Source organism: Streptomyces sp. NBC_01176 (assembly GCF_045039825.1).
Taxonomy (GTDB): Bacteria; Actinomycetota; Actinomycetes; order Streptomycetales; family Streptomycetaceae; genus Streptomyces.
Genome location: NZ_CP108600.1, coordinates 7,929,281 through 7,954,760 on the forward strand (window position 1 = coordinate 7,929,281; position 25,480 = coordinate 7,954,760).

General features: G+C 70.8%; 26 protein-coding genes. 14 read left to right on the forward strand and 12 right to left on the reverse strand.

Going from position 1 to position 25,480, the window contains the following annotated elements; translation table 11 throughout:
* Nucleotides 1–364 precede the first annotated feature (364 nt).
* The 5 genes from OG199_RS34400 to OG199_RS34420 all read left to right on the forward strand — a co-directional run bounded on the left by OG199_RS34400 (nt 365) and on the right by OG199_RS34420 (nt 4,529).
* Complete coding sequence (locus OG199_RS34400) at nt 365–892, forward strand: YbhB/YbcL family Raf kinase inhibitor-like protein (protein WP_405832736.1); 528 nt, start codon at nt 365–367, stop codon at nt 890–892.
* 324 nt (nt 893–1,216) lie between these two features.
* Nucleotides 1,217–1,747, forward strand: a complete 531-nt coding sequence (locus OG199_RS34405; protein WP_401806426.1) for a hypothetical protein — start codon at nt 1,217–1,219, stop codon at nt 1,745–1,747.
* 86 nt (nt 1,748–1,833) lie between these two features.
* The gene (locus tag OG199_RS34410; protein ID WP_405832738.1) at nt 1,834–2,679 is read left to right on the forward strand and encodes a DUF4097 family beta strand repeat-containing protein; all 846 of its coding nucleotides are present in this window, start codon (nt 1,834–1,836) and stop codon (nt 2,677–2,679) included.
* A 66-nt stretch (nt 2,680–2,745) separates the two neighbouring features.
* Nucleotides 2,746–3,744 carry an ATP-binding cassette domain-containing protein gene (locus OG199_RS34415; RefSeq protein WP_405832740.1) on the forward strand — a complete coding sequence of 333 codons (999 nt, stop codon included), beginning with the start codon at nt 2,746–2,748 and terminating at the stop codon, nt 3,742–3,744.
* Nucleotides 3,741–4,529 carry an ABC transporter permease gene (locus tag OG199_RS34420; protein WP_405832742.1) on the forward strand — a complete coding sequence of 263 codons (789 nt, stop codon included), beginning with the start codon at nt 3,741–3,743 and terminating at the stop codon, nt 4,527–4,529. Before OG199_RS34415 ends, OG199_RS34420 begins: the two co-directional genes overlap by 4 nt.
* Before the next feature lie 128 nt (nt 4,530–4,657).
* Here the strand turns inward: OG199_RS34420 and OG199_RS34425 are convergent, their stop codons facing one another.
* Entirely contained in the window at nt 4,658–5,374 is a 717-nt protein-coding gene (locus OG199_RS34425) for an N-acyl homoserine lactonase family protein (protein WP_356800340.1), read from the reverse strand.
* A 353-nt stretch (nt 5,375–5,727) separates the two neighbouring features.
* Between OG199_RS34425 and OG199_RS34430 the strand changes: the two genes are divergently transcribed.
* From OG199_RS34430 to OG199_RS34445, 4 genes are all read left to right on the forward strand, one after another.
* Entirely contained in the window at nt 5,728–6,591 is an 864-nt protein-coding gene (locus OG199_RS34430; protein ID WP_405832744.1) for a HipA family kinase, read from the forward strand.
* Nucleotides 6,588–6,971 carry a DUF3037 domain-containing protein gene (locus tag OG199_RS34435; protein WP_356800342.1) on the forward strand — a complete coding sequence of 128 codons (384 nt, stop codon included), beginning with the start codon at nt 6,588–6,590 and terminating at the stop codon, nt 6,969–6,971. Before OG199_RS34430 ends, OG199_RS34435 begins: the two co-directional genes overlap by 4 nt.
* A 159-nt stretch (nt 6,972–7,130) precedes the next feature.
* Nucleotides 7,131–7,892 (forward strand): 3-oxoacyl-ACP reductase FabG, encoded by a 762-nt coding sequence (gene fabG, locus OG199_RS34440; protein ID WP_356800343.1) that lies wholly within the window; start codon nt 7,131–7,133, stop codon nt 7,890–7,892.
* 17 nt (nt 7,893–7,909) lie between these two features.
* Nucleotides 7,910–8,671: an SDR family oxidoreductase gene (locus OG199_RS34445; protein ID WP_266697549.1), complete on the forward strand. Its 762-nt coding sequence runs from the start codon at nt 7,910–7,912 to the stop codon at nt 8,669–8,671.
* Nucleotides 8,672–8,871: 200 nt separating this feature from the next.
* Here the strand turns inward: OG199_RS34445 and OG199_RS34450 are convergent, their stop codons facing one another.
* From OG199_RS34450 to OG199_RS34460, 3 genes are all read right to left on the reverse strand, one after another.
* Nucleotides 8,872–9,669: a crotonase/enoyl-CoA hydratase family protein gene (locus OG199_RS34450; protein WP_356800344.1), complete on the reverse strand. Its 798-nt coding sequence runs from the start codon at nt 9,667–9,669 to the stop codon at nt 8,872–8,874.
* 160 nt (nt 9,670–9,829) lie between these two features.
* Entirely contained in the window at nt 9,830–10,732 is a 903-nt protein-coding gene (locus tag OG199_RS34455) for a 3-hydroxyacyl-CoA dehydrogenase (protein ID WP_405832746.1), read from the reverse strand.
* Between the two features lie 52 nt (nt 10,733–10,784).
* Nucleotides 10,785–11,750: a 3-hydroxyacyl-CoA dehydrogenase NAD-binding domain-containing protein gene (locus OG199_RS34460; RefSeq protein ID WP_405832748.1), complete on the reverse strand. Its 966-nt coding sequence runs from the start codon at nt 11,748–11,750 to the stop codon at nt 10,785–10,787.
* A 540-nt stretch (nt 11,751–12,290) separates the two neighbouring features.
* On the opposite strand from OG199_RS34460, the gene ung reads away from it, so the two are divergent.
* Together ung and OG199_RS34470 are read left to right on the forward strand one after the other, a co-directional pair.
* A complete protein-coding gene (gene ung / locus OG199_RS34465; RefSeq protein WP_401806414.1) occupies nt 12,291–12,974 on the forward strand; it encodes a uracil-DNA glycosylase in 684 nt (227 codons plus the stop codon).
* A gap of 144 nt (nt 12,975–13,118) precedes the next feature.
* Complete coding sequence (locus OG199_RS34470) at nt 13,119–13,682, forward strand: hypothetical protein (protein ID WP_356800364.1); 564 nt, start codon at nt 13,119–13,121, stop codon at nt 13,680–13,682.
* Between the two features lie 431 nt (nt 13,683–14,113).
* Here the strand turns inward: OG199_RS34470 and OG199_RS34475 are convergent, their stop codons facing one another.
* Both OG199_RS34475 and OG199_RS34480 read right to left on the reverse strand, forming a co-directional pair.
* Entirely contained in the window at nt 14,114–14,587 is a 474-nt protein-coding gene (locus OG199_RS34475; protein WP_401806412.1) for a hypothetical protein, read from the reverse strand.
* A gap of 170 nt (nt 14,588–14,757) precedes the next feature.
* The gene (locus OG199_RS34480) at nt 14,758–15,270 is read right to left on the reverse strand and encodes a DinB family protein (protein WP_401806411.1); all 513 of its coding nucleotides are present in this window, start codon (nt 15,268–15,270) and stop codon (nt 14,758–14,760) included.
* A 164-nt stretch (nt 15,271–15,434) separates the two neighbouring features.
* Here OG199_RS34480 and OG199_RS34485 point away from each other — a divergent pair, with 164 nt between their 5' ends.
* Nucleotides 15,435–16,346 (forward strand): Gfo/Idh/MocA family protein, encoded by a 912-nt coding sequence (locus OG199_RS34485; RefSeq protein ID WP_401806408.1) that lies wholly within the window; start codon nt 15,435–15,437, stop codon nt 16,344–16,346.
* On the opposite strand, the gene lnt is transcribed toward OG199_RS34485, so the two are convergent.
* The 4 genes from lnt to OG199_RS34505 form a co-directional block, all read right to left on the reverse strand.
* A complete protein-coding gene (gene lnt, locus OG199_RS34490) occupies nt 16,264–17,856 on the reverse strand; it encodes an apolipoprotein N-acyltransferase (protein ID WP_405832750.1) in 1,593 nt (530 codons plus the stop codon). The two genes, OG199_RS34485 and lnt, sit on opposite strands and share 83 nt — an antisense overlap.
* Nucleotides 17,857–17,925: 69 nt before the next feature.
* Nucleotides 17,926–18,411 (reverse strand): nuclear transport factor 2 family protein, encoded by a 486-nt coding sequence (locus OG199_RS34495; RefSeq protein WP_356800352.1) that lies wholly within the window; start codon nt 18,409–18,411, stop codon nt 17,926–17,928.
* A 93-nt stretch (nt 18,412–18,504) separates the two neighbouring features.
* The gene (locus OG199_RS34500; RefSeq protein WP_405832752.1) at nt 18,505–19,500 is read right to left on the reverse strand and encodes an LLM class flavin-dependent oxidoreductase; all 996 of its coding nucleotides are present in this window, start codon (nt 19,498–19,500) and stop codon (nt 18,505–18,507) included.
* Nucleotides 19,501–19,747: 247 nt separating this feature from the next.
* Complete coding sequence (locus OG199_RS34505; RefSeq protein WP_405832754.1) at nt 19,748–21,193, reverse strand: glyceraldehyde-3-phosphate dehydrogenase; 1,446 nt, start codon at nt 21,191–21,193, stop codon at nt 19,748–19,750.
* Between the two features lie 156 nt (nt 21,194–21,349).
* Between OG199_RS34505 and OG199_RS34510 the strand changes: the two genes are divergently transcribed.
* Nucleotides 21,350–22,090 (forward strand): glucose 1-dehydrogenase, encoded by a 741-nt coding sequence (locus OG199_RS34510; protein WP_356800355.1) that lies wholly within the window; start codon nt 21,350–21,352, stop codon nt 22,088–22,090.
* A 212-nt stretch (nt 22,091–22,302) separates the two neighbouring features.
* The gene (locus tag OG199_RS34515; RefSeq protein ID WP_405832756.1) at nt 22,303–23,769 is read left to right on the forward strand and encodes a DUF4157 domain-containing protein; all 1,467 of its coding nucleotides are present in this window, start codon (nt 22,303–22,305) and stop codon (nt 23,767–23,769) included.
* 218 nt (nt 23,770–23,987) lie between these two features.
* Here the strand turns inward: OG199_RS34515 and OG199_RS34520 are convergent, their stop codons facing one another.
* Together OG199_RS34520 and OG199_RS34525 are read right to left on the reverse strand one after the other, a co-directional pair.
* Nucleotides 23,988–24,167: a hypothetical protein gene (locus OG199_RS34520; protein ID WP_266697525.1), complete on the reverse strand. Its 180-nt coding sequence runs from the start codon at nt 24,165–24,167 to the stop codon at nt 23,988–23,990.
* A 240-nt stretch (nt 24,168–24,407) separates the two neighbouring features.
* A complete protein-coding gene (locus tag OG199_RS34525; RefSeq protein WP_356800357.1) occupies nt 24,408–25,283 on the reverse strand; it encodes an undecaprenyl-diphosphate phosphatase in 876 nt (291 codons plus the stop codon).
* Nucleotides 25,284–25,480 lie beyond the last annotated feature (197 nt).

A 25,480-nucleotide genomic window follows, 5' to 3' on the forward strand; every position in this document is an offset into this window, starting at 1 on the left:
ATGGCCATGGCGACCACGAGTCCTGTGACCGGTGAGGAGGCACTGGAGATCACCGGCGGGCCCCTGCGGCTCGGGCTCGAACCTGTGGAGCGAGGACGGCTACGAGCCGCGACGGGCACTCGTTCGAAGACGATGACCTGCCGCCCGACGATGTCGCCGCGCCCCAGGGCCGAGGTTCCTGTGCCTGCCCTTCCCGCGCATCCGGAGCCTGACCGGATTGCCGACCAGTAGCGCTGGTCCTAGCGTTGGTCGTGGCTGTCGCGGACCGCTGACCGGTGTGCGTCCTTCGACCCGGTGTACCGCGACGTCCGTCGTCTCCCGTTCCACTCCCATCGCCGGCTGCGTGCAGATGCGAGGGATCGCCATGATCAAACCCTACGGTCCGTACGATTTCATGCCGCCGATCAGCACCTTCTCGTTGACCTCGGAGTCCGTGGTCAACGGCGGGCCACTGGCCCGTGCGCAGGTGAGCGGCGTCCTGGGAGCGGGCGGATCGGACATCTCACCGCAGTTGAGCTGGTCCGGCTTTCCCGAGGAGACGCGGAGTTTCACTGTCGCGATGTTCGACCCCGACGTGCCCACGGCCTCGGGCTTCTGGCACTGGGCCGTCGCCAACCTGCCCGCCTCTGTGACCGACCTTCCGGCCGGGGCGGGAGACGGTGGCGACCTGCCCGGCGCCGCGGTGACGTTGGCCAACGACGCCGGCCACAAAAGGTATCTCGGCCCGGCGACACCGCCGGGCAACGGCCCGGACCGCTACTTCCTCGTGGTCCACGCCGTCGACGTGGAACGGCTGGAGGTGTCGGAGGCGGCGACCCCCGCCCTCATGGACTTCCTCCTGTTCACCCACGCGATCGCGCGGGCGACCATGTACGGCACCTACGAACGGTGAGCGCCCGGGGCACTCCGTTTCAGGGAGCCCCCGGGCGTCTTTGGGACGTCTTCAGGAATGCGTCGCGGTCGATGTGTCGGGGGACTGCCACCTCGGTGGTGCCACAGTGGCACGTGTGTGGCGTCATCGGGGTCCTCGGTGGCGGCGTGCGTGGTGCCCAGGGTGTGGGAGCGCGGAGGGGTCGCGAAAATGCGGTGGCGTCGCGTTGATGCAACTCCATGGTGGGAATGTTTTCGCAGCTCAGCGCCATGGAGCCGAGACTGGGCCGGGATCGCTCGCCCTACCTGCTTGCGGGTGGCGCCATAATGGTGCCATTATGGCGTCATGGACCTCATGCCGTATGTCGACAACCTCCGCCGCGAACTCGCGGTGGCCGCCGAAGCCGGTGGCGAGGAGGCACGTGAGCTGGCCGAGCGGCTCACCGCTCCCCTGGAGTCGGCGACCCGCCTGACGCTGCTCAATGTGCTCTCCGCCGCGATGGACGAGATCACCCGTGAACTCGCCCCCGGCTCGGTCGACGTACGACTGCGCGGGCTCGACCCCGACTTCGTGGTGACGCGGCCGGCGGCCGACGAGGTGTACGAGGACCAGGGCGGGCCCGCCGAGCCGCTCAGGGCCTCGGCCCCGGCGCCCGCGGAGGGCGACGACGGCGGCACCGCCCGCGTCAATCTGCGCCTGCCCGCCCACCTCAAGGCGCGCGCCGAGGAGGCCGCGAGCCGCGAGGGCCTGTCGGTCAACGCGTGGCTGGTACGAGCCGTGTCGGCCGCGGTCGACGGCGGCGCCCCGCCGCGTACGCCGGAGAAGACCCGCACCACCCGCACCGTCGGACAGAGCCTCACGGGCTGGGTGCACTAGCCGCGCCAAGGCCCCTCTACTCCACTCCACTCACACCACGTCCCACCAGCAGGGACACCGCGAAGACCCAAGAGGACGGGACAGCCATGCCTTCTTTCGACACTCCCCAGCCGATCTCGGTCACCGCCAACGTGGCCGCCGGTTCCATCCAGTTCTCCGCGAGCGACCGTCTCGACACGGTCGTCGAGGTGCGACCCCGCGACCCGAAGAAGGACAAGGACGTGCGGGTCGCCGAGCAGACCGAGGTCACGTACGCGAGCGGCGTGCTGACCGTCAGGACGCCCAAGGGGCGCTACCTCGTCGGGCCCACCGGCAGCGTCGACGTGACGGTCGAACTGCCCACCGGTTCACGCGTCGACACGACCGGCTCCTGGACCCAGGTGATCGGCGAGGGCCGGCTCGGTGAGGTCCGCGTGAAGACGTCGTCGGGTGACGTGCGCCTGGATGTGACGGGCCCGCTGCAGCTGACCGCGTCGCACGGCTCGATCACCGTGGACCAGGTCGAGGGCCTGGCCGAGATCACCACCAGTTCGGGCAGCCTGCGGGTCGGCGTGGTGGACGGCCCGGCCGTCCTGAAGAACTCGCACGGCAGCACGACCGTCGGCGCCGCGATCGGCGAGCTGCGGGTGAGCGGAGCCAACGGGGACATCGACATCCAGCGCGCCGAGAGCTCGGTCACCGCGACCACCGCCCACGGCACCCTGCGGGTGGGTGACGTGGCCCGCGGCACCGTCCAGTTGGAGACCTCCTACGGCGCCATCGACGTCGGCATCCGCAAGGGGACGGCCGCCTGGCTCGACGTCAGCTCGGGCAACGGGCAGGTGCGCAACGCGCTCACCGCGTCCGACAGCCCGGACGAGTCCGAGGACACCGTCGAGGTCAAGGCCCGCACCCGCTACGGCAACATCGACATCCGCCGCGCCCGGCCCTGACCCGCCCGACCGCTCCACAGCCCAGGCCGCTTCACCCTTCACCGCCCCTTCGAACGGGAGAGCTCCATGCCTTCTTCTGTCATGCCCACGCCCAGAAAGAGCGATGGTCTGCAGCCGCCCGCCGCCGTCTCCGCCGTCCGGCTGCGTAAGGCCTACGGCGACAAGAACGTGCTCGACGGCATCGACCTGACCGTCCCGGCCGGGACCGTGTTCGCACTGCTCGGCCCGAACGGCGCCGGCAAGACCACCGCCGTGAAGATCCTTTCCACACTCATCACCGCCGACGACGGCCAGGCCCGCGTCGGGGGCCACGACCTGGCCGCCGACCCGCAGGCCGCCCGCGCCGCGATCGGCGTCACCGGCCAGTTCTCCGCCGTCGACGGCCTGATCACCGGCGAGGAGAACATGTTCCTCATGGCGGACCTGCACCACCTGCCCAAGCGCGAAGGCCGGCGCGTCGCCGCCGAACTCCTGGAGCGCTTCGACCTCACCGAGGCCGCGAAGAAACCGGCCTCGACCTACTCCGGCGGTATGAAACGCCGCCTCGACATCGCCATGACCCTGGTCGGCAGCCCGCGGATCATCTTCCTCGACGAACCGACCACCGGCCTCGACCCGCGCGCCCGCCACAACATGTGGCAGATCATCCGCGCACTCGTCTCCGACGGCGTCACCGTCTTCCTCACCACCCAGTACCTGGACGAGGCCGACGAACTCGCCGACCGCATCGCCCTGCTGCACGACGGCAAGATCGTCGCCGAGGGCAGCGCCGAGGAGCTGAAGCGACTGATCCCCGGCGGACACGTCCGCCTCCGCTTCACCGACCCGACCGCGTACCGGACCGCCGCCTCCACGCTGCGCGAGGCGACCCGGGACGACGAAGCACTGTCGTTGCGAATCCCGAGCGAGGGCAGCCAGCGCGAGCTGCGCTCGATCCTCGACTGGCTGGACTCGGCAGGCATCGAGGCGGACGAGCTGACCGTGCACACCCCCGACCTCGACGACGTGTTCTTCGCACTGACCGGCTCCGGCACACCCGGCAAGACCAAGGAGGACGTCCGATGAGCTCCCTCTCCCTCGCCGTGCGCGACTCGTCCACGATGTTGCGGCGGAATCTGCTGCACGCGCGGCGCTATCCGTCCATGACGCTGAATCTGCTGCTCACGCCGGTCATGCTGCTCCTGCTGTTCGTCTACGTCTTCGGCGACACCATGAGCGCGGGCATCGGCGGCGGCGCCGACCGCTCCGAGTACGTCGCCTATCTCGTCCCCGGCCTCCTTCTGATGACGGTCGGCAGCACCACGATCGGCACCGCGGTCTCCGTCTCCAACGACATGACCGAGGGGATCATCGCCCGCTTCCGCACCATGGCGATCCACCGCGGCTCCGTGATCATCGGACACGTCATCGGCAGCGTCCTGCAGTCGGTCATCAGCGTGGTCGTCTTCGGCGCCGTCGCTGTGGCCATCGGCTTCCGCTCCACCGATGCCACCGTCCTGGAGTGGGTGGCGGCGTTCGGACTGCTCGTGCTCTTCGCCACGGCGCTCACCTGGATCGCGGTCGGCATGGGCCTGGTCAGCCCGAACGCCGAGGCCGCGAGCAACAACGCACTGCCGCTGATCTTCCTGCCCCTCATCTCCAGCGCCTTCGTCCCGGTCGACGCGATGCCGGGCTGGTTCCAGCCGATCGCCGAGTACCAGCCGTTCACCCCGGCCATCGAGACCCTGCGCGGGCTGCTGCTGGGCACCGGGATCGGCCACAACGGGTGGCTGGCCGTGGGCTGGTGCCTGGGACTGGCCGTGCTCGGCTACGTATGGTCCAAGTCGGTGTTCAACCGCGACCCGAAGTAGCGGGCAGCAGGGAGCAGGTTGGGGGCAGCAGGCTGGGGGCTGCGGCCCGCAGCCTGCAGACCGTCCCGCCGCAGGACGGCGTACTCCGACACCGCAACCTCCGAACGACGCGGTTCGGCGTCGCCGGGTCAGTTCCAGAAGACGCCGTCCGAGGGTTCCCAGATCGAGCAGTCGTGGGCGAAGAGCACACGGCGCGGGTCGAAGTCGGCAAGCCGCTCCACCCAGGGCTCGTAGTGGGGAAGCGGCTGTTCGACGCCGTGGAGTGCGGCCTGGCGGGCCAGTTGGTCCGACGCGAACCGGGATGCGAAGTCGTGTGCCTGGCCGGCGAGGATCACGGTGCCGTCGCCCTGCCGGACGACCAGCGACTGATGTCCTTGGGTGTGCCCGGGTGTCGGGATGATCCAGAGGCCCGGCCGGACCTCGGTCTCACCGGCGAGTTCCTCGTAGGACGCGCCGGGGAAGTCGACGAGCTCCTCGATGGTGTAGTCGCCCCGGCGGGCGGTGGCCAGCTCGACCTCCTGGACCAGGATCGGCTTGCCGCCCAGCAGGGGATTCCCGCCGCAGTGGTCGAAATGAAGATGGCAGTTCACGACCAGAGAGATGTCGCCGAGGGTGACTCCGGCCGCCGACAGTGCCTCTCGCAGTGCACGGCGTCGGGGTCGGTAGTGTGCCTCGGTCTCGGAGTCGGCGTTGCCGATGCCGGTGTCGAAGAGGATCAGTCCCTGGTCGTGTCGCACCAGATAGGCGAGCACGGGTTCAACTCGCGGTTGCGGGCCGCCTGTCTCTGAAGCCGGCCTGATGAAGTACCCCAGGTCGAGTCGCCGGATCGCCGAATTCTTCCCCATGCGGCCATCCTGACAGGCCGAGACGGGCCGTCCAGCGGGTCTGCCGACAGCAGAGTCGCGGACCACGACGTCCATCGGCCCGCACCTGACCCGTGGTGGCCTGGGCGGCGGCCGGGGCTCGTGATCGGGCACCCTCGCCCGCGATCACCCTCGGTTACTATGCTCACTTCATGCCGGAGGCGGGCAGCGAGGGGCACACCGGCGTCGACGGACTGCTTGGAGAACGGGGAGATCGGCAGGCCGGCCGGGACTCCCCAGATTGTCCCCGGGTCCGTCGACGAGTGATTCCCCTGCTGAGCCCCTGTGAAGTCGGCCGTGGACTGCACACTTGAAGAGATTGGTGGCCTGGGAAAGTGCTGAAAGAGGTCGCCGCGACCCGCTACATCACGCCGCTGCGTGAGGGTGGCTCGCTGCCGGGGCTCGTCGAGGCCGACGATCTCGGGACGTATGTCATGAAGTTCACCGGCGCGGGGCAGGGGCGCAAGACGCTCGTCGCGGAGGTCGTCTGCGGTGAACTCGCCCGACGGCTGGGCCTGCGCGTGCCCGGTCTGGTGACGATCGGCCTCGACACGGTCATGGGGCTCGGTGAACCGGACCAGGAGGTCCAGGAACTGCTCAAGTCCAGCGGCGGGTTGAACCTCGGCATGGACTTCCTCTCCCGCGCCGTCGGCTTCGACTCCCTCGCCTTCGAAGTGAGTGCGCGGGAGGCCGGGCGCATCGTCTGGTTCGACGCGCTGGTCAACAACGTGGACCGCTCCTGGCGCAATCCCAACCTGCTGATGTGGCACGGCGACCTGTGGCTCATCGACCACGGCGCCACCATGATCTGGCACCACCACTGGCCCGGTGCCCGGGCCTCCGCCGCCAAGCCGTACGACGCCTCCGACCACGCGCTCGCGCCCTTCGGCCCGGACGTCGCCTCGGCGGCGGCCGAGCTGGCGCCGCTGGTGACCGCTGAACTGCTCGCCGAGGTGACCGCCGCGATCCCGGAGGAGTGGCTGGCCGACGAGCCGGGCTTCGACTCCACGGAGGCGCTGCGGCGCGCCTACGCGGAGCCGCTCCTCGCCCGCGCCCCCGTCATCCACGAGCGGGTCAGGGGCATCGAGGGCCGCGGAGCCGGGGAGGGCCGCACGAGCGGCGAGGCTCCCGGAGGCACGGCGGGTCCCGGAGACGGCAAGGGAGTCAAGGGCACCAGGGTCACCGAGGGGGACGAGTGAGCGAGCGGGACGTCTTCGAGTACGCGCTGCTGCGGGTGGTGCCGCGCGTCGAACGCGGCGAGTACTTCAACGCGGGCGTACTGGTGTACTGCCGCGCCAAGTCCTTCGTGGCGGCGCGCACCCATCTGGACGAGACGAAGCTGCGCGCACTGGACCCGGAGGCCGACGTGGCGGGCGTACGGGCCGCGCTGCGCGCCGTGGAAGGGATCTGCGCGGGCGGGAAAGCGGCAGGTCAGGCTGCGGGTGACGATGCCGGTCGGCGCTTTCGCTGGTTGATCGCGCCGCGCTCGACGGTCCTGCAGCCCGGACCCGTGCACACCGGGCTCACCGCCGATCCGGAGGCGGAGACGGAGCGGTTGCTCGCGCTGCTGGTCAGGTAATGGATCACACCCGCGCCGTGTGCCGTTGACACCGGGTGCCAGGGCTTCTAGCGTCACGTCTGCTGAAGGTACTAAGCGGTCGCTCACCGGACGGGCGTACCGTGTGAGCCGCAGGGCATGTCAGGCCGCAGGGCTTTTCAAGGGCGAGGAGAACCAGCAATGTCCACCACTGAGCAGCGCGTCGCCGTAGTCACCGGTGCCGCGCGCGGCATCGGCGCCGCGACCGCCGTACGACTGGCCGCCGAGGGCCGCGCCGTCGCGGTGATCGATCTCGACGAGGCCGCGTGCAAGGACACCGTGGAGAAGATCACCGCCGCCGGTGGCCGCGCCCTCGCGGTCGGTTGCGACGTCTCCGACGAGGCCCAGGTCGAGGCCGCGATCGAGCGGATCGCCGAGGAGCTCGGTGCGCCGACGATCCTGGTGAACAACGCGGGCGTGCTCCGCGACAACCTGCTGTTCAAGATGGCCGCGTCCGACTGGGACACCGTCATGAACGTGCACCTGCGCGGCGCCTTCCTGATGTCGAAGGCCTGCCAGAAGTACATGGTGGACGCGAAGTTCGGCCGGATCGTCAACCTGTCGTCCTCCTCCGCTCTCGGCAACCGCGGCCAGGCCAACTACTCCGCCGCCAAGGCCGGTCTGCAGGGCCTGACCAAGACGCTCGCCATCGAGCTCGGCAAGTTCGGCGTCACGGCGAACGCCGTCGCGCCCGGCTTCATCGCCACCGACATGACCGCCGCCACCGCCGCCCGCGTCGGCATGGGCTTCGAGGACTTCCAGGCCGCCGCCGCCACCCAGATCCCCGTGCAGCGCGTCGGCAACCCCGACGACATCGCCAATGCCATCGCCTTCTTCACCGGCGAGGCCGCCGGATTCGTCTCCGGCCAGGTGCTGTACGTGGCCGGCGGACCGCTCAACTAAGGCCGGGGACACAGACAATGACCGCACTTCCCGAACTCTCCGGCAAGGTCGCCCTCGTCACCGGCGCGAGCCGCGGCATCGGCTACGGCGTCGCGGAGGCCCTCATCGCCCGCGGTGACCGCGTGTGCATCACCGGCCGCAACGAGGACGCTCTCAAGGAGGCCGTCGAGACACTCGGTGCCGACCGCGTCATCGGTGTCGCGGGCAAGGCGCACGACGAGGCCCACCAGGCCGTCGCCGTCGAGCGGACCATGGAGGCCTTCGGACGCGTCGACTACCTGGTCAACAACGCCGGTACGAACCCGGTGTTCGGCCCCATGGCCGACCTGGACCTCAACGTGGCGCGCAAGGTCTTCGAGACGAACGTCGTCTCGGCGCTCGGCTTCGCCCAGCTGACCTGGAAGGCCTGGCAGAGCGAGAACGGCGGCGCGATCGTCAACATCGCGTCCGTCGCGGGCATCTCCCCCTCGCCGTTCATCGGCGCGTACGGCATGAGCAAGGCCGCCATGATCAACCTGACCGTGCAGCTGGCGCACGAGTTCGCGCCCAAGGTGCGGGTCAACGCGATCGCGCCCGCCGTCGTCAAGACCAAGTTCGCGCAGGCCCTGTACGAGGGCCGCGAGGAGGAGGCGGCCGCGGCCTACCCGCTGGGCCGGCTCGGCGTGCCCTCCGACATCGGAGGCGCCGCCGCGTTCCTCACCTCGGCACAGTCGGACTGGATCACCGGGCAGACGCTCGTGGTCGACGGCGGCATCTTCCTGAACGCCGGAGTGGGCTGACGGACGCCTGGACGCGGGTGCGGACGGACCCGGACGGCGCCCGCGTCCGGGCTCCACGCACGCCCGCCGTCCCGCCCGCGCGGTCACCGACGCGCTGATCAAGTGCCCCGCCGGGAACACGGGTTGCCCGGCGGGGCACCGCCGTATGCTCTGCCGGCACCTGGTCGTGGCGCACCGAGGTTCGGGGAAAGGGGCTGCGGTCAGCGGCCTTCCCAGTGGGGTGAGCGCTTCTCGGCGAAGGCGTGAGCCCCTTCCTGTGCGTCGTGGGACGCGAGGACCGGTGCGACGAGCCGGTCCTGCTGGCGGAACGCGTCCTGGTCGCCGTACGCGGTCCGCTCGTTGACCGCGCGTTTGACCGCTGCGAGGGACAGCGGTGCGTTGCGTGCGATGCGGTGAGCCACCTCCACGGCCTTGGCGAGCGCCTCGCCGGAGGGGGTGAGGTGGTTGACGAGGCCGAGCTGATGGGCCCGTTCGGCGGGCAGGGGATCGCCGGTGAGGAGGACCTCGACGGCGATGTTGCGGGGGATGCGTTCGGGCAGGCGCACGATTCCGCCTTCAGGGGGGACCAGGCCGACCGTCACCTCGGTGAGACCGAAGGTGGCGTCCTGCGCTGCCACGATCATGTCGCAGGCGAGGGCCATCTCGGTGCCGCCGCCCAGCGCCCAGCCCTCGACGGCCGCGATGAGCGGGCTGCGCAGCGGGGTCCGGGTGAGTCCCGCGAAGCCCCGCCCCGGGATGATCGGGGTGTCTCCGGCGGCGTACGCCTTGAGGTCCATGCCCGCGCTGAAGGTGCCGCCGGCTCCGGTGAGCACACCGACCATCAGGTCGTCGCGGGCGTCGAGTCGGTCGAAGGCGTCAGCCAGTGCCCGTGCGGTGGCGCCGTCGACGGCGTTGCGTACCCTCGGTCGGTCGATCGTGATCACGAAGACCGCGTCCTGCTCTTCGGTGTGCACGGTGGGAGTGCCGGTCGGGGTGCCGGTGGGGGGTTCGGTGTTCATGTCGGACATTCCTTGTCTCGCCGCCCGGGCCGGGCTGTTGACCGTTGACGGCTCGGGGTGTTCGTGGCGGCCTTCGCCCTCGGGGACCGCGGTGGCGGTCTTCGGCCTCGGGGACCGCGGTGGCGGCGTCGTCCGCCCACTGCCGGGTGCGGACCCGTGGCTACGGTTCCTCGGTGGGAAGCACGGCATGGGCGATCCCGGTGAGGTTGCCCTGTGCGATGAGGATCTCCCGGCGGTTCGACCCGTCGAGATCGGCCGCGTAGACGGTTCCGGCCATGTCGGTCACGAACATCCGGCCGTCGTCCAGATCGAGAGCGATGCCGATGCCTTCCATCAGGTGCGTCCACAGAATCTCGGGCTCCCGCTGTCCGCCCGGCGGATCCATCGGCGCGCGATTCACGGAGTTGCCTCGCGGCGGGTCCCCCCGGTCGGTCCAGTACAGCGTGCGCTCCGTCAGGTCCAGTTGCAGGTCGATCGGCTCCGGCAGCCCCTGGAGCAGCACCTCGATGTCGCTCCGGCCGGCCGCGGACTCGCCGGCGGGCAGGTCGATCCCGGCCCGGAGGATCTTCCCCAGTCCCGCGTCGCTCGGTCCCTTCTGCGACCAGTACAGGTGCCCGCCGTCAGGATCCACGGCGACTCCGACGCACCACCTGGTCTCGTCGCGCCGGTCGCTGTCCGTCCGGCCCGTCTGCACGAGCGTCTCGATGTTCGAGCCGTCGAGGTCGCAGCGCATGACGCGCATCCCCTCGCGGTCACCCCAGTACAGCTTGCGGCCGACGGCCTCGAGGTGCAGCTGTTTCGGGGTGTGCGTGCCGCCGTCGGGAACGATCGTCGTCCGGTTGCCTCCGTCCAGGTCGACACGCTCGATCGAGCCGTCGTCGACCGGCGGGCAGCCCATGTTCGTCCAGTAGATGTGCCCCGCCTCGGCGTCGACGGCCACACCGTCGGGGAACCTGCATCCCGAGACGACGACCCGCTTGTCGGTGCCGTCGGGGTTCACCGAGAACACGCGACCGTCACCGCTGAGTTCGAGCACGAACAGTTTCCGCCGGCGCTCCGTCACGGTTCCTCCTCTCGGGCGTGGGCCCGCCGCCCCGGGGGTGACGCGTGCGGTCTCATGCCGGCCCGCCGAGGGTGTCGGCGGGCGAGCCGGATGCCCGCACGGCCAGCAGACTGAGCAGCATCGCGTCACGCCGGGCGGCCAGTTCGTCGACGGAGTGGCCGTCCGCCTCCTCCAGCACCCCGCCGACGATCTTCTCCTTGAGCTCGGGCGTGAGTTCCGGACTGCCCAGTTCCCGCCACATCCCGGCCATCCCCGGCATGAGGGTCTCCATGAAGTGCTGGATGCCGCCCGCGCCTCCGCCGAGATGCCACAGCAGGTTGGGGCCCATGACACCCCACCTGAGTCCTGGACCCCAGGACACCGCGTCGTCGGAGTCCGCGACGTCCAGCACCCCCTGATCGATCAGGTGGACGACCTCGCGGTACAACGCGGCCTGCAGTCGGTTGGCGACGTGCCCGGGGAGCTCCTTCTTGAGGTGGATCGGCTTCTTGCCGATCGCGCTGTAGAAGGACATGGCGTCCCGGACGGTCTCCGGGGAGGTCTTCGCTCCGCCGACGACTTCGACGAGGGGGATGATGTGCGGGGGGTTGAAGGGATGCCCGATGAGGGTGCGCTGCGGATTCCGGCACTCGGCCTGGATGACGCTCATCGTGATGCCCGACGAGCTCGACGCGATGATCGCGTCCGGCGGCGTCGCGTCGTCGATGTCGGCGAACAGCCCGACCTTCAGCTCCGGGCGCTCCGGCGCGTTCTCCTGGACGAAATCGGCGTCCGCGACGGCCTCCCGCATGTCGGGGGTGAACCGCAGACGGTCGGGTGAGGTCCCGGGCTCGGCACCGAGCGCGGCCGCCGCGTCCCATGCTCCGGCCACGTACGCCCTGAGCGCCTCCTCCGCGCCGGGGGCGGGGTCGGTCGCGGTGACGTCGAAGCCCCGGGCGAGATAGTGCGTCGCCCAGCTCGCACCGATGGTGCCGGTGCCGACGATCGCTACGCGTTGGACGGGTCTGTGTGCGTTCATGGCTCGTCGTCGCTCCTGGGTGTCGGTCGGACGGTGGACGGTGCGGGCGACGTGGGCGGCGGCAGTCCGCGACCGGACCGCTCGTGCGGCGCGGCCGGTCGGTCGCGCCGCGGGCACGCGGACCCGCCGCGCCACACGTCGGGGGAGAGGCGCGGTGACGCCGTAGGGGCTCAGTTCCAGGGTGCGGCGCCTGCTCGCCCGGGGCATCTCGGGGACCGCCGGAGAGCCGCCGTCGAGCGGTTCCCGGCGGCCTGGAGGCCCGGAGGCCCGGAGGCCCGGAGGCCCGGAGGCCCGGAGGCCCGGCGGGTCGTCGTCGACGATCATGACGACGTGCGAGCCGCACCGGGAGACCCCCAGTCAGCGGGGTGGAAACGGAGGTCGGAGACGGTGGCCGGAGAGGGCCGGAGCTGCCGGTCGCGGGGACCGGACCCGTCGGGTGACAGGGGAGAGCCGCTGGTGGCAAGGGGTGCGGGCTCCGGTGTCAGTGGTCGCCTGTAGGTTCTGAGGCCTGGAAGTGACCGTACATCGGAGGAAGTTGACGTGACCGACACCGCCATGCTGCCCGAGTCCTGGCGCGGCGTCCTGGGCGACGAACTGCAGCAGCCCTACTTCAAGGAACTCACCGAGTTCGTCGAGGAGGAGCGAGCCAAGGGTCCCGTCTACCCTCCGCGCGAGGAGGTCTTCGCCGCGCTCGACGCGACACCGTACGAGCGGGTGAAGGTGCTGGTCCTCGGCCAGGACCCGTACCACGGCGAGGGCCAGGGACACGGCCTGTGCTTCTCGGTGCGCCCCGGAGTGCGGACCCCGCCCTCCCTGCGGAACATCTACAAGGAGATGAAGGAGGAGCTCGGCACCCCGATCCCGGACAACGGCTATCTGATGCCGTGGGCCGAGCAGGGCGTCCTGCTGCTCAACGCGGTGCTGACCGTGCGCTCCGGTGAGGCCAACTCCCACAAGGGCAAGGGCTGGGAGAGGTTCACGGACGCGGTGATCCGCTCCGTGGCCGACCGGCCCGACCCGGCGGTCTTCGTGCTGTGGGGGAACTACGCCCAGAAGAAGCTCCCCCTCATCGACGAGAACCGGCACATCGTGGTGAAGGGCGCGCACCCCTCGCCGCTCTCCGCCAAGAAGTTCTTCGGCTCCCGGCCGTTCACACAGATCAACGAGGCCGTGGCCCGGCAGGGCCACGAGCCGATCGACTGGCGGATCCCGGACCTCGGCTGACCCGCGGGCGGGGACGGCTGGGCCGGGCGGGGGGTCGGTCCGGCCCTCCCCGGCCCGGTCCGGCGGCGTACGGGGGCGCCTGAGCCGGTTTGGCAGTGGCTGCCGTTAGCGTCGGAAGAGACAGTGACGAGCCTGGAGGACGCGGTGGCGGAGCAGCAGGAGCAGACGGCGCCGGACGCCATGATGACCCGGATCGGCCAGGCCGTCATGCTGCACCACGGAGGCGACCGCGAGGAGGCCCGGGGCCGTTTTCTGGACCTGTGGTCGGAGATCGGTGAGGACGGCGACCCGCTGCACCGCTGCACCCTGGCGCACTACCTGGCGGACACCCAGGACGACCCCTCGGACGAGCTGGCGTGGGACCTGCGCGCACTGTCGGCGGCCGACGAACTCGGGGACGACCGGGTCGCGGAGCATCACAGGTCGCCCGCGGTACGGGCGTTCTACCCGTCGCTGCACCTGAACCTGGCGGCCGACTACGTGAAACTCGGCCGCTCCGACGCGGCCCGCAGCCATCTGCGCCGGGCCCGCGGCGCGGTCGGCTTCCTCGGTGACGACCGTTACGGAGACGGGGTACGCGCGGCGATCGGCCGGCTGGAGCTGAGGCTCGAAGGCGAAGGACCGTCGGAGGAGACGCCGGGCGAGGGCCCCGGCCGGTTCGGGGGGCCGGGAGGGGAGACGCTGGGGCCACCGCGCCGGCGGCCCTGATCCGCGCGGGGCGCGTGACGACGACTGGGGCACGCCGCCGCGCGGTCGGATCGTCCGGGCACGCCCGGGACGAGGTCGACCCTCCCGCCACCTTGCGGCCCACCCGCATCCGACGTCACGCGCTGATCCAGCGGGAATCTCGGAACGGCCCTCTCATGGGACACCCCTCGGCGTCCCGGAGCGGCGCCACGGGCGGTGACGCCGGACGTGAGCTGCCGGACGCGAATTGCCGGACTGGGGCTGCCGGGACGTGACGTCACCGGGCGGAGTGCCCTCGGACATGGTCCCGACGTGGTGGCGGCGGATGTGATGGCGCCGGATGCGGTGGCGTCGGACGCGGTGGCGCCGGACGCGGTGGCGTCGGAGGGGGCTGCCGGACGTGAGGCACGGGACCTCCGGGGGCCGAGGCCGGAGGCGGGGCGACGGACGGGTCAATTCCCGTACGTCCCCTTGCAGATGACCGCCTCGGGACTGCCCGGCTTCCAGCCCCCGTACTTCCTGCCGAGGGCGCACACGTCCTGGGCCTTCGGCGGCTTCGCCGCCGGGGCCGGTGCGGCGGCGTGGTGGGCGGGTCGGTGCGGCTTGGGCCGGAGGTGCGGGGCGACGGGGGCGTGACGTGGGGCGGGCACCTGCGGTGCGGCCTCGGTGGGCGCGGCGGGGTGCTGTCGCGCGGCGGCACGGGACGGTCCCGGCGCGGGCTTCCGCGACGGTCCGACGAGCTCGAGCGCCTCCCGCGCCGGAGCCTGCACGACCTGCTCCCCGGCTCTGTCGTCCGCACGCGGCGACGGCAGGGAGGGAGCGATTGGCGGGCCGGGAGTGGAGGGCCGCTGGACGGTCACACAGCCGGCGAGGGCGGTGACCGCCACGGTGACCAGGAGCGTCGCGGTCGTCGTCGTTCGATGCACGGGCGCAACTCTGCTGCGTCCGGACCGCTTTGGGGAGCCGACAAGCGCAGGATGCCCCGCACGGGTGATCCTTCCGCTCCTCCGGCGGGTGTCGGAGGCCGCAGGATGACCCGCGGCGGCACCCGAGCGTGTTGCGAAGGTCCCGCCTGCCTCGCGGCGCCTGGCACGTCCTACTCGCCGGTGCTGCCGTCGATCCGCTCACGGATCAGATCGGCGTGACCGTTGTGACGGGCGTACTCCTCGATCATGTGGGTGTAGATCCACCGCAGGTTGAGCGGGGCCTCGGTGAACCTGGTCCGGCCCTCGGAGGTGTCGTCCAGCGTGAAGCGGGCCGTGTTGACCCGGGCGACCGCGATCTCGGCCTGCCAGGTGGCGTAGGCCTCGTCCCAGGTGTCCGCCTCGGTGAGGTGGAACTCCCCGTCCCGGTCCTCGTCGCTGTAGTAGATCGGGCCCGCGTCGTCGGCCACCAGAACCCGGCGGAACCAGCTTCGCTCCACCTCCGCCATGTGCCGCACCAGACCGAGCAGGGACAGCTCTGACGGCTTGACCGGGGCGGTCCTGAGCTGCGCGTCGTCCAGGCCCTCGCACTTCGCCTCGAGGGTCTGCCGGTGGAAGTCGAGCCAGCCCTCCAGCATGGCTCGTTCGCCGGCGTCGGTGGCGGGTTTGGTGCGCTGAATTGTCATGCGCGCATCTTCCATGGACGGGGCCGCCGGCCGCCACGGAGTTTCCCTCCGGGAGCCGGGCGGACCGGGCGGACCGGGCCGCCGACCCGGCATCGCCGGCCGGCGGCATCCGTGACGCCCGTATGCTTCCGACCAGGTCAGCATCGGCGAACGAAGGAGACCTCGTGAAGGTCGGCTGCATCGGACTCGGCGACATCGCGCAGAAGGCGTACCTGCCGGTGCTCGGGGTCCAGCCGGGGGTCGAGCTGCATCTGCAGACCCGGACGCCCGAGACGCTCGCCCGGGTCGCCGACAGCCTCCACCTTCCGCAGGGGCAGCGGCACACCGACCTGACGGAGCTGCTGGCCCAGGATCTCGACGCGGCGTTCGTGCACGCGGCCACCGTGGCGCACCCCGAGATCGTCGCGCGGCTCCTGGAGGCGGGCGTACCGACGTTCGTCGACAAGCCGCTCGCCTACGAACTCGACGCGTCGGAGGAACTGGTCCGGCTCGCCGAGGAGCGCGACGTCAGCCTCGCCGTCGGCTTCAACCGGCGCCACGCACCCGGGTACGCGCAGTGCCTGGAGCATCCGCGTGAGCTGATCCTGATGCAGAAGAACCGCATAGGACTGCCCGAGGTGCCGCGCACGATGATCCTCGACGACTTCATCCACGTCGTGGACACACTGCGGTTCCTGGCGCCGGGGCCGGTCGACGACGTGACGGTGCGGGCCCGCGTCGAGGACGGACTGCTCCACCACGTCGTCCTCCAGCTCGCGGGCGACGGCTTCACGGCGCTCGGTGTGATGAACCGGCTCAGCGGCTCGGCCGAGGAGATCCTCGAGGTGTCCGGCCAGGACACCAAGCGTCAGGTGCTCAACCTCGCCGAGGTGATCGACCACAAGGGCCAGCCCAGCGTGCGGCGGCGCGGGGACTGGGTGCCGGTGGCCCGCCAGCGCGGCATCGAGCAGGGTGTGCTCGTCTTCCTCGACGCCGTACGCGCGGGCAAGGTGCTCAGCGCCCGGGACGCACTGGCGACTCATGAACTGTGCGAGCGGGTGGTGCGAGCGGTCCAGGAGCGGTCCGCCGCAGCCTGAGCGCGCGGGCGCCCTCCGTGGCGCACAGCGCCGCCAGTACCAGCAGCGCCCCGTGCACCGGCCAGTCCCCGTACCGGACGTACGGGGTGACCCCCCGCGCCAGTGGCACCTCGTACACCGCCGCTTCGCTCGCGTCCGTGCCGAGCCAGGAGCCGAGCCGCTCGCCGCTCGGGCCGTAGACGGCGGAGACACCGGTCAGGGTCGCGTGCACCATCGGGCGGCCGGTCTCGGCGGCCCGCAGCGCGGCCAGCGAGGCATGCTGCTCGGGCGCCCAGCTGTGCTGGAACGACGAGGTCGACGACTGGGCGAGCAGGACGTCGGCGCCGTCCTGCGCGAGATGCCGGCTCATGTCCGGGAACGCCGTCTCGAAGCAGATCATCGGTCCGACCCGCAGCCCGTGCCCGGCGTCCATCACCACCTGCTCGGTGCCGCGCCTGCGGTCCTCGCCCGCCGCCTTGCCGACCGACGTCGCCCAACCGAGCAGGGAACGCGCCGGTATGTACTCACCGAAGGGGACGAGACGCATCTTGTCGTAGCGGGCGCCGGTCGGTCCCTGCGGTCCCACCAGCACCGAACTCTTGTATATCCCCGGCCGGTCGGAGCGCCGCGCGTCGACGTTCACGAGGAGGTCGGCGCCGGTCTCGCGGGACAGCGCGGTGATCCGGTCGGCCAGGTCGGGGCGGCCGGCCAGGTCGACTCCGACGCTGCTCTCGCCCCAGACGACGAGGTCGACGTGGCGTCCGGCGAGTGTGCGGGTGAGGGCCTCCTCGCGTGCGAAGCGCTTCTCCGCGCCCGCTCCGGCGCCGCCGCCCATGACGCCCGGCTGTACGACGGCGACGCGCACCTGGCCGTCGGTGTCCGGGCGCGGGGACCACACCCAGGCCGCCGAGGTGGCGGCGGCGGTGGCGACGAGTCCGGTGACGGCGGTGGCGACGACGGGCACACGCGACGGCCGCACGGCCATCAGGACCGCGACCGCGACGTTGACGGCCACCACCAGGAAGCTCAGCAGCCACACCCCGCCGACCGAGGCGAGCCGCAGCGCGGGCGCCACCTGCCACTGGCTCGACCCGAGCAGGCCCCACGGTCCGCCCAATCCCTGCCAGGACCGGACGAGTTCGACGCCCAGCCAGCTCGACGGCAGCACCACGAGCGCAGCCCCCACCCGCCCCGCCGAGGGCACACCGCCGAGGAACCGCCGTACGAGCCAGCCCCACGGTGCCCACAGCGTCCCGAGCAGTCCCGCGATCACGACCGTGAAGACATTCAGGCTGGGCAGCAGCCAGTGGTGCACGGCCAGCATGAAACCCAGGCCGCCGAACCAGCCGTCGTACGCGGCGCGTTTCCCCGTCGGGGCGGTGCGGGCCAGCAGGATCCAGGGCACGAGGGCGACGTAGGCGAACCACCACCACGACGGGGCCGGGAAGGCGAACACCGGCAGCGAACCCGCCAGTACGGCGACGACCGCACGGCGCCAGGGAGAGGTGAGCCAGCGGTCGAACCTCGTCATTTGCGCCTTCCTCCCCGGTGCTGCCTCCAGTGTGCGCTTCGGGGACGATCTCCGACAGGGTGCGTCCGGTCAGGTGACCGCGGGTTCCCGGCGCGGCTGCGGCATGCGGCGCCACTTCTCCTGGACGACCACCTCGCGCAGGCGCCAGCCGAGTTCCGTACGCACCAGCCCGAAGGCGTACCGGCCGCCGCACACGAAGTCCGGTGCGGTGGATCCCCCTTCGTCGCCCGCGAGGCGCATCGGGTTGACGTAGTCGGCCTGCACCCGGGCCGTGTCGCCGTTGTCCTGGTCCAGTACGCCGAACCGCACGCGTCGGTTGACGATCAGATGCTGGCGCATGGGGAACAGCTCCATGCTCCGCGCGAGCCATCCCGCGACCTGGTCGGCGTCCCCCTCGATACCGCCCGCCGAGCGGTAGTCCGCGCGGCCGTCCGGCGCGAACAGCCGCCGGTACGCCCCCCAGTCGCCGTCGTCGACGGCCACCGCGTACTCGGTGACGAGTTCGTCCACGGCGAACCGGTCCATCACGGTCGCGAGCTCCACACGCTGCGTCATCGGCTCAGTGTTGGCCACCGGGCCTGCGCAGCCAAGGGGCGTGCAGCGACATTCGCCGCCCGGACCGTGGGTGTCCGCAGCGGGCCCCGCGATCTACTGCGGGAGCTGCCGCGGAGGCGTCATGACGTGCTGCCGGACGAGTGCGTAGGACTTCAGGCGGTCGGCCAGCGTGTAGACGGGTGTCACCAGCATGAGTTCGTCCGCACCGGTCGCGTCCGCCAGCTCCGTCAGGTGTGTCGCGACGGTGTCGGGGGTGCCGTGCGCCTGGTGGGAGCGGAAGCCCGCAAGGGCCCGCGCCTCCTGCGCGGTGAAGGAGTGGGCGGCTGCCTGCTCGGGCGTGGGAAAGGGGATGTCGCCCTGCCCCTTGAGCAGTCCGGCCTTGACGACGTCCATCGGGCCCGCGAGCCGGGCGGCTTCCTCCCGCGTGTCGGCGCACACCGTTTCCACGCAGACCAATATGCGGGGCCGGTCGCACCAGCGGGAGGGGGAGAAGCGCTCCCGGTAGTGGTCGAGCGCGGCCAGGGTGTTGTCGGGACGGATGTGATGGGCGAAGGCGATCGGCAGCCCGAGTTCCGCGGCGAGCGCGGCACCGGCGGTGCTCGAGGACAGCAGCCACGGCTCCGGGAGCGGGTCGAGCGCGACCTCCTCCACCAGGTACCGCAGAGTCTCCGACAGGTCGTCGCGGTACTCGTCGTCGGTGGTCGGTCCGGCCCCGCGTCGCAGGGCCCGCGCCGTGGACTCGTCGAAGGTGCCCGGGCCGCGGCCGATGCCCAGGTCGATCCGGCCGTCGTGCAGTGCGGCCAGCGTGCCGAACTGCTCCGCGAGCATGATCGGGGCGTGGTTCGGGGCGAGGACGCCGCCGGAGCCGAGACGGATGGACGAGGTCGACGCGGCCGCGTGGGCGGTCAGGACGACCGGCGGGAACGCTCCGATGGCGGGGGAATGGTGGTGTTCGGCGTACCAGAGCCGCTGGTATCCGAGGTCTTCGAGCCCCCGGGCGAACTCGGTGGTGTCGCGTAGCGTGTCGGCGGCCGGGGCGCCCGTCTGGACCATGGCTACTTCCAGCGCGCTGAGCGGCACAGTGATCATCTGCTCAGTATAGAAAGCGACCGTCGGCCGCCGTGGGCGTCCGTCGGCCCCGGTCCGCCTCGTTCGGCGTCCACCCTCCTGCCTGCGAAGGCCGAACGGGCGCCGGGGGCAACCGCGTTCCGTACGCGGCCGCCCCGTGGGCCGGACGAGGCGCGGGACCGGGACGTCGGGTACGGACGCCCGGTCCTGACGCCGAATCAGACGGTCGGCCCTGACGCCGGATCAGACGGTCGGCCCTGACGCCGGATCAGACGGCCGGTACCGGATAGGTCGGGTACTCGACCCCGGAGACGTGCTGGACGACCCGGATGACCTGGCAGGAGTAGCCGAACTCGTTGTCGTACCAGAGGTAGAGGATCGCGTTGTCGCCGTCGACCTTGGTGGCGCCGGCGTCGACGATCGAGGCGTGGCGTGAGCCGATGAAGTCGCTCGACACCGCGTCGGGCGCGGTGGTGAAGTCGATCTGGCGCTTGAGCGGCGAGGTCAGCGACACCTCGCGGAGGTGGTCGAGGACCTCCTCACGGGTGGTCTCGCGCCCCAGCCGCAGGCTGAGGATGGCGATCGAGACGTCCGGCACCGGGACACGGATCGAGCTGCCCGTGATCGGGGCCTTGAGGTCGGGCAGCGCCTTGGCGACGGCGGAGGCGGCCCCCGTCTCGGTGATGACCATGTTGAGCGGCGCGGAGCGGCCCCGGCGGTCGGAGCTGTGGTAATTGTCCAGCAGGTTCTGGTCGTTGGTGAACGAGTGGACGGTCTCCACATGACCGCGCAGGACGCCGTACTCGTCGGCCATCGCCTTCAGCGGCGGGACGATCGCGTTGGTGGTGCAGGAGGCGCAGGACAGGATCTGCTCGTCCGGCTTGATCGTGTCGTGGTTGACGCCGTGCACGATGTTGGGGACGTCGCCCTTGCCGGGTGCGGTGAGCACCACCTTGTCGATCCCGGGGCGCAGGTGCTTCGACAGACCCTCGCGGTCACGCCACTTGCCGGTGTTGTCGATGAGGATGGCGTCCTTGATGCCGTACGCCGTGTAGTCGACCTCGCTCGGGTCGCCGGCGTAGATCACCTTGATCTCGTTGCCGTTGGCGATGATCGTGCTGTTCGCCTCGTCGACGGTGATCGTGCCCTGGAACTGGCCGTGGATGGAGTCGCGGCGCAGCAGCGAGGCGCGCTTGACGATGTCCTGGTCCCCGCCCTGGCGGACGACGACGGCGCGCAGCCGCAGACCGTTGCCGGAGCCGGCCTTCTCGATCAGCAGGCGGGCGACGAGCCGGCCGATGCGGCCGAAACCGTAGAGGACGACGTCGCGCGGCTGGCGGCGCTCGATCTTGCCCGCGCCGGTGGCACCGGCGACGGCCCTGGCGGTGAACTCCTGTACGGAGAGCCCGAGGTCGTCGCTCCGGTACGTCGCGGCGAGCATGCCGAGGTCGATCTGGGAGGGCCCGAGATCGAGCGTGGTCAGCGCCTGGAGGAACGGCAGCGTCTCGGTGACGGAGAGCTCCGCGCCGGCGATCTGGCGGGCGAACCGGTGGGTCTTGAGAAGGCTGACCACCGACTTGTTCACCAAGGAGCGGCTGTGGAGGAGGACCGTGACGTCCCGCTCCCGGTGCAGCTTCCCGATGATCGGGATCATCGACTCCGCGATCTCCTCGCGGGTCTTCCAGTTGGTGAACGAGTCGTCGTTGACAGTCACAGGTCTATCTTTCGAGCTAGGCGGCGCTCATATGGTAACCCGTCCGTTGTTCTGATCATCCGAGGGGTGTACAGCCGGTGTCTGGAGGGGTGCGCAGGCCGGAGTCATGATCGGGAGCGGGCGTAATGTGGGAGTGCCCGCGAGGAGGAGGTACGCATGACACGCCCGGTCACTGTGGTCACGGGTGGCAGCCGGGGGATCGGCGCCGCGATCGCCGCCCGCCTGGCGGCGGACGGACACGATCTGGTGGTGGGCTACGTACGGGACGGCGCGGCCGCGGAGTCGACCGCGACAGCGGTCCGGGCGGCGGGGTCGCGCTGTGTCACGGTACGGGTGGACACCTCCGACGCGGACGACGTGGAGCGGCTCTTCGACACGGCGGCGGACCGTCTCGGGCCCGTCAGCGGGCTGGTGAACAACGCCGGTGTGACTGGTCCGCTCGGACGGCTCGCGGACACCGACCCCGCCGACCTGCGGCGCGTGGTGGACGTCAACCTGCTGGGCACGCTGCTGTGTTCGCGGCGGGCCGCCCGGTCCATGGCGGCCCGGGGGAGCGGCGTCATCGTGAACGTGTCCTCGGCGGCGGCGACCCTCGGCAGCCCCGGGGAGTTCGTCCACTACGCGGCCACGAAGGCCGCCGTCGACGCCCTGACGGTGGGCCTCGCCAAGGAACTCGGCCCGGACGGGATCCGGGTCAACGCGGTCGCGCCCGGCATGATCGACACCGAGATGCACGCGGCCATGGGGGACCCGGGCCGCGCCGAGCGCGCCGCCTCCTCGATCCCGCTGCGCCGGGTCGGCCGGGCGGAGGAAGTCGCCGCCGCCGTCGCGTGGTTGATGTCGCCTGACGCCTCGTACGCCACGGGGGCGGTGCTGCGGGTGTCCGGAGGCCGGTGAATCACCGGCGGACCCCCGGCGGTGGGGGCTCGCGGGGCGGTTACGACGGTGCCGGCACAGATCCCCTTCGTCGGCGGGGTTCGATCGAAGTCCGTACGGACGTTGCGACGACCGCCGGCAGGGCTGCAACTCTGCCCCTGCGGCCCTGGGAACGTGGCCGCTTCCGTGCGAGCGTGACGCGGTTGGTCGTCTTTGATGCCGGAGGAAGACGTATGGGACTGGCCCGTGAAGAGAACACCACGACGGGGGAAGGGCCGGCACCTCGGCGCCCGCGGGCGACGCCGACACTCGCCGGAACGGCCGTGCAGCGGATGCTTGCCCTGCAGGGGCGTACCGGGAACAAGGCGGTCGCCGAGATGCTGCGGCGGGCCGGGCACCCGGGAGCGCAGGACCGGCATCAGCACGGTCTGGGATGCGGGCACCAGGCACAGGAACCTCCGGTGCAGCGTTCCCTGGACGGCGCCACCGTCGCACGCGCCGAGGAGGAGGACGGACCCGTCCGCGGCAGGGTGCAGGACAGCAGCCCGGAAGGGCAGGGCGCCCTGCTGGCCGCGGCCATGAACTCGTCGAGCGAGTCGCTGCCTTCGTCGGTGGTGGCCAAGGCCGGGGCGTTCTATCAGAACGAGGGGCTCTCCTCCACACGCGTCCACCGTGACGCGGTGGCCCAACGTGCCACCGCGGCGCTGGGGGCCCAGGCCATGACCGTCGGTAACCACATCTTCCTCTCGGCCGGGTCCGTAGGCGACGAGAAGTTGATCGGTCACGAGCTCAGCCATGTCGACAAGAACCTCAAGGGCATGCCCGAGAAGGGTCACAGCAACGGCGCCGGAGTCACCGTCACCGACCCGAAGCAGGACTCCGAACGAGCAGCGGAGAGGGACGGCCACGCCTACGCCGCGGGGGAGACGATTGCCCCCTCCGTCACCGCCCCGCGCCAAGCGGCGAACGGCTCGCACGAACCCGTGCAGCGGATGCACGGACCCGTGCAGCGGATGACGGAAGAGGGCGAGCAGTCGGAGGGGGCCGAGGCCGGCAGGCGGATCGCTCTGCAGGATCAGCCTCGGGAACTCAGCGCCGAAGACCACATCGCGGCGCTGCCCGAGGACAGCGAACAGGAAGTTTATCTGAAGCGCGGTGTGACGCCCACGCAGAGGAAGCATCTCCAGAAGGAGGTGATTCGCGGCTCTTTCGTCAGCCTCCCGAAGATGGTCCAGAAGCCTGACGAGCACGCTACGAAGCCCGAGCGTGAGCACGTCGAAGGATACGTGAGTCAGCACCGTAACGAGGAGACCGCGAGTCTGATCGAATTTTCCACGGACGCTGAAATAGCGACCAAATTCGCGTCGGAGGCCCGGTTCGGGTACGTGCTCACCATCCGGATCAAGAGGAAGTACCTGGCGAAGGGTGCCACCGGCTCCGAGCATGGCTGGATCGCGAAACAGGGCGCACCCTACGACATCGTCGCGATCGAGCGAAAGGATTCACTGGAGGAAGGTGTGGCCCCGCTGACCGAGGGTGAATTCCGCGAAGCGGTCAAGAAGGAGGAAATGGCCGAGTACCTTCTCAAGGTGCAGGACCCGGCCGCAATGGCGGCCCACATGAGTCAGTTCGAGGGGGGAAAGAAGAAGGATGAGGCCATGAAGATTCTTGCGTACAAGAGGTCGGTGTTCCAGGACTAGTACGCCGGCCGTGGATCGCTGGCTCCGTCGCCGAGTTGCGGCAGGGGGAACCTCCGGGGGAAGCCGCCCCGGACGGGATGCAGCACCTGCTCGCCCGGGTGAAGTGGGGCGCTGATGCGCGCCGGGGCCCGGCGGGCGGTCACCGCGCTCGTGCCGCTCCGGTCGCTCCCGCGGACGGTGCGCGCCGACCGGCACGACGTCCTGCGGGGTGGAGAGGGTCAGGCCGCCTCGATGACCTCACCGCGGATCGCTTCCGCCCATTTCACGACCAACAGCTCGTACTCCGCGCGCTCCTGGGCGGACAAGGAGCCACCGGCGCGCATCCACAGGGCGCGGATCTGCTCGTTTAACGCGGCAGCGGACCGCACGGAACCAGAGAACGCGAAGTCGGGGGACATGCGCACCAGCCTAGGGGCATGGACTGACACTGCGCTACCGGTCGGCTACTCATGCCGTATGCGCTTCGTCACGGCCCGCGGGGCGCCGCGCCGGGAGGCCGGGACGAGACCCCGTCCGACCGCTCCCGGGTGACGCCGGCCGCGCCGCCCGCCGCAGGGCGCGGAGCGTGTGGGAATCCCGGGCGCTCGCCCTGATACCCGTCACGCCCGTCACGCCACGAGCGCGGGGAAGTCGAATCGTCAGCCCGCGGACTCGGCGGCGTGAGGGCTCAGTCCGCCGGCCGCCACCAGGGCGATGATGACGATGCCGAGCGCGATCCGGTACCAGACGAACGGCATGAAGCTCTTGTGGGAGATGAACTTCATGAACCACGCGATCACGGCGTACCCGACCACGAACGCGATGACCGTCGCGAAGAGGGTCGGCCCCCAGGAGACGTGACCGTTCGCGGTGGCGTCCTTCACCTCGAAGGTTCCCGAGGCGAGCACGGCCGGCATGGCGAGGAGGAAGGAGTAACGGGCCGCCGCCTCGCGGGTGTACCCCATGAAGAGGCCGCCGCTGATGGTCGCGCCGGACCGGGAGACACCGGGGACCAGGGCCATCGCCTGGCAGAGGCCGAAGAGCAGGCCGTCCTTGGTGTTCAGGTTCTCGATGGTCTTGCGCTGCTTGGGGGCCCGGTGCTTGCCGCCCGACTCGTCGCGTGCCGCGAGCCGGTCGGCGACACCGATGACCACGCCCATCACGATCAGCATGGTCGCGGTGACCCGCAGATCGCGGAACGGACCCTCGATCTGGTCCTTGAGCGTCACCCCGAGCACGCCGATCGGTATGGAGCCGACGATGACGAGCCAGCCCATCTGGGCGTCGTGGTTCTTCCGCATCGCCTTGCTCGTGAGCGAGCGGAACCACGCCGCGAGGATCCTGCCCACGTCCTTGCGGAAGTAGATCAGTACCGCGGCCTCCGTGCCGAGCTGCGTGATCGCGGTGAAGGCCGCTCCGGGGTCGTGCCAGCCGGAGAACGCCGCGGTCAGGCGCAGATGCGCGCTGGAGGAGACGGGGAGGAACTCGGTCAGCCCCTGGACGAGTCCGAGGATGAGGGATTCAAACCAAGACATGAAGTGAGGTGGTCCAAGCGCTGATCGAGGACGGGCCGGCGGACACGCCGTGTGGAGGTTCGCGGTGCGCGGTGATCACGGGTGTTGGAGGCAGCGTAGCGCCCCGCCGGAGCCGTCCGGCCACAGGGGTTTGCCTTTACTAGAGGAACTGTTCGATTGGTCGTACGAACGTGGGTGCGTCCCGTGCGGGCGGTGAC

What these genes read in the sequence shown, in the direction of transcription:
- OG199_RS34400 (WP_405832736.1), top strand. Translation starts at nt 365, where the DNA reads ATGATCAAACCCTACGGTCCGTACGATTTCATGCCGCCGATCAGCACC.
- OG199_RS34405 (WP_401806426.1), top strand. Translation starts at nt 1,217, where the DNA reads ATGGACCTCATGCCGTATGTCGACAACCTCCGCCGCGAACTCGCGGTG.
- OG199_RS34410 (WP_405832738.1), top strand. Translation starts at nt 1,834, where the DNA reads ATGCCTTCTTTCGACACTCCCCAGCCGATCTCGGTCACCGCCAACGTG.
- OG199_RS34415 (WP_405832740.1), top strand. Translation starts at nt 2,746, where the DNA reads ATGCCTTCTTCTGTCATGCCCACGCCCAGAAAGAGCGATGGTCTGCAG.
- OG199_RS34420 (WP_405832742.1), top strand. Translation starts at nt 3,741, where the DNA reads ATGAGCTCCCTCTCCCTCGCCGTGCGCGACTCGTCCACGATGTTGCGG.
- OG199_RS34425 (WP_356800340.1), bottom strand. Translation starts at nt 5,374, where the DNA reads ATGGGGAAGAATTCGGCGATCCGGCGACTCGACCTGGGGTACTTCATC.
- fabG (WP_356800343.1), top strand. Translation starts at nt 7,131, where the DNA reads ATGTCCACCACTGAGCAGCGCGTCGCCGTAGTCACCGGTGCCGCGCGC.
- OG199_RS34445 (WP_266697549.1), top strand. Translation starts at nt 7,910, where the DNA reads ATGACCGCACTTCCCGAACTCTCCGGCAAGGTCGCCCTCGTCACCGGC.
- OG199_RS34450 (WP_356800344.1), bottom strand. Translation starts at nt 9,669, where the DNA reads ATGAACACCGAACCCCCCACCGGCACCCCGACCGGCACTCCCACCGTG.
- OG199_RS34460 (WP_405832748.1), bottom strand. Translation starts at nt 11,750, where the DNA reads ATGAACGCACACAGACCCGTCCAACGCGTAGCGATCGTCGGCACCGGC.
- OG199_RS34480 (WP_401806411.1), bottom strand. Translation starts at nt 15,270, where the DNA reads ATGACAATTCAGCGCACCAAACCCGCCACCGACGCCGGCGAACGAGCC.
- lnt (WP_405832750.1), bottom strand. Translation starts at nt 17,856, where the DNA reads ATGACGAGGTTCGACCGCTGGCTCACCTCTCCCTGGCGCCGTGCGGTC.
- OG199_RS34495 (WP_356800352.1), bottom strand. Translation starts at nt 18,411, where the DNA reads ATGACGCAGCGTGTGGAGCTCGCGACCGTGATGGACCGGTTCGCCGTG.
- OG199_RS34500 (WP_405832752.1), bottom strand. Translation starts at nt 19,500, where the DNA reads ATGATCACTGTGCCGCTCAGCGCGCTGGAAGTAGCCATGGTCCAGACG.
- OG199_RS34510 (WP_356800355.1), top strand. Translation starts at nt 21,350, where the DNA reads ATGACACGCCCGGTCACTGTGGTCACGGGTGGCAGCCGGGGGATCGGC.
- OG199_RS34515 (WP_405832756.1), top strand. Translation starts at nt 22,303, where the DNA reads ATGGGACTGGCCCGTGAAGAGAACACCACGACGGGGGAAGGGCCGGCA.
- OG199_RS34520 (WP_266697525.1), bottom strand. Translation starts at nt 24,167, where the DNA reads ATGTCCCCCGACTTCGCGTTCTCTGGTTCCGTGCGGTCCGCTGCCGCG.
- OG199_RS34525 (WP_356800357.1), bottom strand. Translation starts at nt 25,283, where the DNA reads ATGTCTTGGTTTGAATCCCTCATCCTCGGACTCGTCCAGGGGCTGACC.